The following is a 6,298-nucleotide window of genomic DNA, read 5'->3' as shown; positions in this document are numbered from 1 at the left end:
GGCGGCCCGCCAGAAAATGCGTGACGCAGGTGAACTTGGCGCGGATGTGGATGTCGCCGCCGAACGCGGTGTGCGGACCTTCGCGCCCGGCGACCGGATCATGTTCCTGAAAAACGAGCGCGGGCTTGGCGTGAGGAACGGCACGCTCGGGACCGTCGAGCAGGTCGGCGCCCAGAGCATGACCGTCCGCACCGACGACGGGCGCAATGTCGCGTTCGACCTGAAGGACTACAACAAGATCGACCACGGCTATGCCGCGACGATCCACAAGGCGCAGGGCATGACCGTGGACCGCGCCCATGTGTTGGCGACGCCGGGCATGGACGCGCATGGCAGCTACGTCGCCCTGTCGCGGCACCGCGACGGCATCGACCTGCATTACGGCCATGACGACTTCGCCAGCCGGGATCGGCTTGTCAGCGCCCTGTCGCGCGAGCGCGCCAAGGACATGGCGACCGACTATGAACCCGCCCGCGACTATGCCGCGCGGCGCGGGATCACCTTCCGCGAGCGGGTGGAACAGGTTGTCGAGATCGTCCGCCAAGTTCCCGAAAAGGTGCGCGGCATCTTCGATGGGCTGCGCCTGCCCGCGGATGGCGGACAGGGGCCGGAAAGGAAGGTGGAGGAAGACCCGGAGGCGGCGTTGCGCCGCGCCCGTGGCCGGGCGCTCGTCCGCCATGCGCGCACCGTCGATGCGATCTTCGCGGAGGGAAAGGGACTGGAATCCAACGTTCTCCACATGCGCGCCAGCGCCAGAAACTCAGGTGGCAGCCTGTAATCGTCTGATCTGCATACTCAGTCGCGCGAGCGCTGATCGGTCGTCGGTGCGCGCGTGGCGGTGGTTTCGTGCTGGAAGAACCAAGCCTTCGCGATCTCCGTGGCCACCATGTAGCCACCGACGATCGCCACCACGGCGACCAGCTCCATGGCCGAAAGGGGCACGAAGCCGAACAGCGCACTTGCCGCGCCGATGAACGGCACAGCAAGTGTCGCTGCCGCGACAGCGAGGGTTAACCACAGCAGCAACCGGCTGGGCCGACTGCGGAAGGCTGGCTTGCGGGTCCGCAGGACGAGCACCACCGCCAGTTCGGTCAAGAGCGAGATCATGAACCACGAGGTCTGGAATACCGCCTGTCCGGCGTGGAAGACATAGAGCAGGACGCCGAAGGTCAGCAGGTCGAAGACCGAGCTAATCAGGCCGAAGACGATCATGAACTTCCGGATGTCCCTGACGTTCCAGCGCTGCGGGCTGGACAGGCGCTCGGGGTCCACATTGTCGCTGGAGATGGCCAGCGAGGGCAGGTCCGACAGGAAGTTGTTGAGCAGGATCTGCTTGGCCGCCAGCGGCAGGAACGGCAAGAGCGGCGTCGCGAGCGCCATGCTGATCATGTTCCCGAAATTGGCGCTGGTGGTTATCGAGATGTATTTGAGCGTGTTGGCGAAGGTGCGTCGCCCGTCTTCGACGCCCTGCCGCAGCACATCGAGATCGCGACTGAGCAGGATGATGTCGGCGCTTTCGCGGGCGACATCGACCGCCTCTGCGACCGAAATGCCGACATCGGCGGCATGCAGCGCCGGTGCATCGTTGATCCCGTCACCAAGATAGCCCACCGAGTTGCCGGTCCGCTGCAGCGCGCGGACGATGCGCTCCTTCTGCTGCGGGTCGATCTCGACGAACAGATCGGTGCGGGGGGCGAGGTGCCAAAGCGCCTCGTCCTTCATCCCGGCCAGATCTTCACCCGTCAGCATGTATCTGGCATCCAGCCCGACAGCCTCGGCCATGTGGGCGGTGACATGGCGGTTGTCGCCGCTGATCACCTTGATGGCGATGCCGAGCCGGGCGAGGTCAACGATCGTTTCCCGCGCTTCGGGCTTCGGCGGATCGAGGAACACGAGGAAGCCGCGAAACACCATGTCGCGCTCGTCGTCGCGCTCATAGTCGGGCTTGGAGGCAACCCGGCGTGTGGCCAGCGCAAGAACGCGGAAACCTTCTTCGCCCTTTGCCCGGAAGACTGCATCGAGGTCGGCGCGCGCGGCGGCGTCAAGCGGCAGCTCGGCCCCATCGCGCTCGAATGCCGTGCAGCTGGCCAGAACATTCGAGAACGCACCCTTGGTGACGATCAGGTGATTTCCGGGGTCGGCGCTTTCGGCCACCACGATGGTCAGCCGCCGGCGCACGAAGTCGTAGGGGATCTCGTCGATCTTGGTCAGAGCCGCGGTCGTCAGTCCGGCCGATGCACCGGCAGCAATGATGGCGGCATCAAGCGGGTTATCGATCCCGGTCTCGAGTGCTGCATTGACATAGGCGAGCTGCCGAACCGCGTCCGAAGGTCGGGCCGTCGCATCCAGGACCTCGCTCAGAACAATAGTGCCTTCGGTCAGCGTGCCGGTCTTGTCCGTGCACAGGACGGTCATGCTGCCAAGGTTCTCGATGGCATCCAGCCGCCGCACGATCACCCCGCGCCTGCCCATCGCACGCGCCCCTGCCGACAGCGTGACGCTGATGATCGCGGGCAGAAGTTCTGGCGATAGTCCCACCGCCAGCGCTGAGGCGAACAGCAGCGACTCGACCACCGGGCGATCCAGCAACAGGTTCACCGTCAGCACGAAGAGGACGATCACCACCATGACCCGGATCAGCAGAAACCCGAACTGGCGCACGCCGCGCGCAAAATCCGTCTCGGGCTGGCGCGCGTGCAGCCGTGCCGCGATAGCGCCGAATTCTGTCCGGCGGCCTGTCCTGACGACCAGAACCCTTGCGGTGCCACTGCGCACCGATGAGCCCAGGAAAACCGTGTTCGTCCGCTCGGAAAGCGGGGCATCGGCGGCGGCGATGCCGGGCCGCTTCTCAACCGGAAAGGACTCGCCCGTCATGCTGGCCTCGGTGACGAGGAAATCCTGCGCCTCGAGGATGATTCCGTCGGCGGGGATCAGGTTTCCCGCCGACAGCAGGATCACGTCGCCGGGCACGATCTGCGTCACCGGCAGCACACGTTCCGCACCGCCGCGCAGCACCCGTGCCGTCAGCGCAAGGCGTTTCTTCAGGTCCTCGACGGCCGCCGAGGCGCGGTATTCCTGAAAGAAGCCGAGCAGCGAACTGCCCAGCACGATGGCCAGAATGATCCCCGCATCGACCCATTGCTGAAGGACGAGAGAAATGGCCGCCGCGAAGGCCAGGATCAGGACGAGCGGGCTTTCGAACTGTCGCAGAAGAAGGCGCAGGGCGCTCAGGCGCGGCGCATCCTCGACTCTGTTCGGGCCCACGATGGAAAGCTGTGTTGCTGCCTGATCAGGGGTGAGGCCACCCGGTCCCGCGCCCAGGGCCGCTGCCAGCGCGGCCGCATCCAGGCTCCAGTAGCTTGCGTCGCGGGGCGGATCGGCCATCGGACCCTCTTGCACCAGTCGGGGCATGGGCACGGGCGTCATGCGACCACGGTGCCGAAGACGGCGCCGATCCCGGCCGTCAGCGCCATGGCAAGCGCACCCCAGAAGGTCACGCGCAGCGTTGCCCTGGTCACGTTCGCGCCGCCCGCCCGTGCGCCGATGGCTCCGAGCAGGGCCAGAAACAGCAGGGACGCGACCGAAACGCCGACCACCAGCGTCTCTCGCGGCATCACCGGCACCATCGCCAGCGGCATCGCGGCCCCCAGGGCGAAGGTCGCGGCCGAGGTCAGCGCAGCCTGGATGGGGCGCGCCGCCGTCACCTCGGAGATGCCGAGTTCGTCGCGCGCATGCGCCTCGAGCGCATCCTTCGCCATCAGTTGATCAGCCACCTGGTGCGCCAGATCGACCGACACGCCGCGATCGATATAGATCCGCGCGAGTTCCTCGCGCTCGAACTCGGGCTGGGCGACCAGCTCGGCCCGCTCGCGGGCGAGGTCGGCCCGTTCGGTGTCGGACTGCGAGCTTACCGAGACATATTCGCCGGCTGCCATGGACATTGCGCCCGCCACGAGCCCAGCAACGCCCGCCACCAGCACCTCAGGCGTCGCGGCCGAGGCCGCGGCCACGCCGACGATCAGGCTGGCGGTCGAGACGATTCCGTCATTGGCGCCCAGCACCGCCGCCCGCAACCAGCCGATGCGCGAGACGAGGTGGGATTCGGGATGCGTGTGAAGTCGCGGCATGTCTTGTCCCGGAAATGATTTCGTTCTTTCGCTTCTACGCTTGCTGCCTTGGCTTTGATAGCTGGCGCAGGAGAACCGGGAACAAGAAGGCAATCGAGAAACCGGAATGGACGGGTCAGGCAAGAAAGCCGGCAAATTCGGCGGTTCCGACTTGCGATCAACTCTCGGGTAAACTCCCGCCCGTCGGGAGCTTGCCTTCATCTGCCGCCTGATCTCCCTTTTTGCCAGCCGACCCGTGTAACGGAATCAACCCGGCGATGGTAAGAGCCGCAAACACGGCCCCGGCCAGAAAGGTCCATTCCGCGCCGAAGGCATCCCACAGCACCCCGGCGATGACGCTTGCGGCCAGAAGCGCCGCGCCGGTCACCAGATTGAACATGCCGAAGGCCGTGCCCCGCAGTTCCGGCGGCGCGCTGTCGGCCACCAGCGTGGCGAGGATGCCCTGGGTGAAGCCCAGGTGCAGCCCCCAGAGCACCAGACCGGACATGATGCCCCAGAGGCCCGGCGCAAAGGCCAGCACCAGGTCGGCGGCAATCAGCAGCACCAGGCCGACGATCAACAGACCGATGCGGTTCATGCCGTCCGACAGCACACCCACCGGATAGGCCGACAGCGCATAGGCGATGTTCAGCACGACCAGCACCAGCGGCACGAACATCAGCGACAGGCCCATTCCCTCGGCCCGCAGGATCAGGAATGCCTCGCTGAACCGCGCCAGCGTGAACACCGCCGCCACCGCGACCACCCACCAGTAGATCGCGCCCAACCCCCCGAGTTCGTGGCGGCTGAGCGGGTTCCTGACCTTCCGCAGCCCCGCGGGGCGCGCGGGTTCGTGCACGACGAACAGGATCAGCGCCAGCGCGGCAAAGGCCGGGATCACCGCCACCCAGAAGACCGAGGCGAAATCGTCCGCGAAAAGCCACATCAGACCGATGGCGAGCAAGGGCCCGATGAAGGCCCCGACAGTATCCAGCGACTGGCGCAGCCCGAAGGCGGCGCCGCGCAATTCGGGCGGGGCGATATCGGCCACCAGCGCGTCGCGCGGCGCACCGCGGATGCCCTTGCCCACCCGGTCGATGAATCGCGCCGCCACAAGCCAGCCGACGGACGGCGCCAGAGGAAAGATCGGCTTGGTGATCGCAGCCAGCCCATAGCCGAGCGCCGCGAGTTCCTTGCGCTTGCCGATCCGGTCGCTCAGCGCCCCGGAAAAGACCTTGGTGATCGCGGCGGTTGCTTCCGCGATCCCTTCTATGATGCCGACCGTCAACGCGGTCGCTCCAAGGCCCACGACCAGATAGACCGGCAGCAGCGCGTGGATCATCTCGGAGGAGACATCCATCAGCAGCGAGACGAACCCCAGCGCCCAGATCCCGGCTGGCAGGCGGCGCCAGGCCGCGCGGCTGTCGCGGCGATCGCCCGGTTCGGATGTCGATCCGCCGTCAGTCATGGTGGCGGCCTTCGCCCTCGGCCTGCTCGCGGCTCAACCCGACGTCGCGCAGGAGGCGGGCGTCGAGACCCCCAGGTGCCGCCCTCTGCCTCCGGCGGTCCTGCCAGGGCAGGAACCGGTCGAGCCGCGCGCGGCCCTGGCGTCCGCCCGCGGACAGAAGGATCGCGCCGGCCCCGGCAAGGCCGACGACGATGGAAACCGGAACAGTTGGCGACAGCAGCATGACACCCTCACTTGTTCTCGTCATGGGCGTCGAAGACGCGGTGGGCATAATCGTCGAGAACCGCCTCGCAGCCCGTCAGCCGGCTGCGGCGTGCTTCCTCGGCCTTCTCGCCGCCGTAGAAATCCAGCTTCTCGATCCTGGAAAGCCAGCCCTGAAGCTTCTTCAGGTCGCGATCGCTCTCGTCGAGCTCGGCGTAGGTATAATGGCTCGCCGCGACCTCCCGGGCGACCTCGCGCTCGAAGTCGTCGCACTTGTCGATGAATTCGGCATTGGCCTCGTCGCGGAGGGAGAGGACCTGGGGATCCAACCTTCTATGTTCGCGGTCTCTGATCCAGGCGACGGTCTGAAACCACCGGCGCTCCTGCGCGTGCGTCTTTCAACAAATTTATCGCCATTCCGGGGGCTCTCCGCTATATTCTGACCAGTTTTATGACCACATGCGAGGATGCCATGGTCACGGTCAACTTGGCGCAGGCGAAGGCGCATTTGAGCGAACTCTTG

5 protein-coding genes and 1 pseudogene are annotated in these 6,298 nt (G+C 66.3%); 1 reads left to right on the top strand and 5 read right to left on the bottom strand.

Annotated elements, in window-relative coordinates; translation table 11 throughout:
- Positions 1 to 706, top strand: a pseudogene (locus V5F77_RS28000) (Ti-type conjugative transfer relaxase TraA); the annotation flags it as partial.
- An 89-nt stretch (positions 707 to 795) separates the two neighbouring features.
- Here V5F77_RS28000 and mgtA read toward each other — a convergent pair.
- The 5 genes from mgtA to V5F77_RS27975 all read right to left on the bottom strand — a co-directional run bounded on the left by mgtA (position 796) and on the right by V5F77_RS27975 (position 6,128).
- Entirely contained in the window at positions 796 to 3,384 is a 2,589-nt protein-coding gene (gene mgtA, locus V5F77_RS27995) for a magnesium-translocating P-type ATPase (RefSeq protein WP_429008346.1), read from the bottom strand.
- Between the two features lie 38 nt (positions 3,385 to 3,422).
- Complete coding sequence (locus tag V5F77_RS27990; RefSeq protein ID WP_429008345.1) at positions 3,423 to 4,127, bottom strand: VIT1/CCC1 transporter family protein; 705 nt, start codon at positions 4,125 to 4,127, stop codon at positions 3,423 to 3,425.
- A gap of 157 nt (positions 4,128 to 4,284) precedes the next feature.
- Positions 4,285 to 5,574, bottom strand: a complete 1,290-nt coding sequence (locus V5F77_RS27985; RefSeq protein ID WP_429008344.1) for an MFS transporter — start codon at positions 5,572 to 5,574, stop codon at positions 4,285 to 4,287.
- Positions 5,567 to 5,797, bottom strand: a complete 231-nt coding sequence (locus V5F77_RS27980; protein WP_429008343.1) for a DUF1127 domain-containing protein — start codon at positions 5,795 to 5,797, stop codon at positions 5,567 to 5,569. The genes V5F77_RS27985 and V5F77_RS27980 overlap by 8 nt, the downstream gene beginning before the upstream one ends.
- Positions 5,798 to 5,804: 7 nt before the next feature.
- Positions 5,805 to 6,128: a Chromate resistance protein ChrB gene (locus V5F77_RS27975; protein WP_429008347.1), complete on the bottom strand. Its 324-nt coding sequence runs from the start codon at positions 6,126 to 6,128 to the stop codon at positions 5,805 to 5,807.
- Between the last annotated feature and the right edge of the window lie 170 nt (positions 6,129 to 6,298).

Source organism: Roseixanthobacter psychrophilus, assembly GCF_043195195.1.
Taxonomy (GTDB): domain Bacteria; phylum Pseudomonadota; class Alphaproteobacteria; order Rhizobiales; family Xanthobacteraceae; genus NCEH01.
This window is presented reverse-complemented; position numbering and strand designations above follow the sequence as displayed.

Excerpts from the sequence above, each read along its gene's own strand:
- mgtA (WP_429008346.1), bottom strand. The coding sequence starts at position 3,384 with ATGGCCGATCCGCCCCGCGACGCAAGCTACTGGAGCCTGGATGCGGCC.
- V5F77_RS27990 (WP_429008345.1), bottom strand. The coding sequence starts at position 4,127 with ATGCCGCGACTTCACACGCATCCCGAATCCCACCTCGTCTCGCGCATC.
- V5F77_RS27985 (WP_429008344.1), bottom strand. The coding sequence starts at position 5,574 with ATGACTGACGGCGGATCGACATCCGAACCGGGCGATCGCCGCGACAGC.
- V5F77_RS27980 (WP_429008343.1), bottom strand. The coding sequence starts at position 5,797 with ATGCTGCTGTCGCCAACTGTTCCGGTTTCCATCGTCGTCGGCCTTGCC.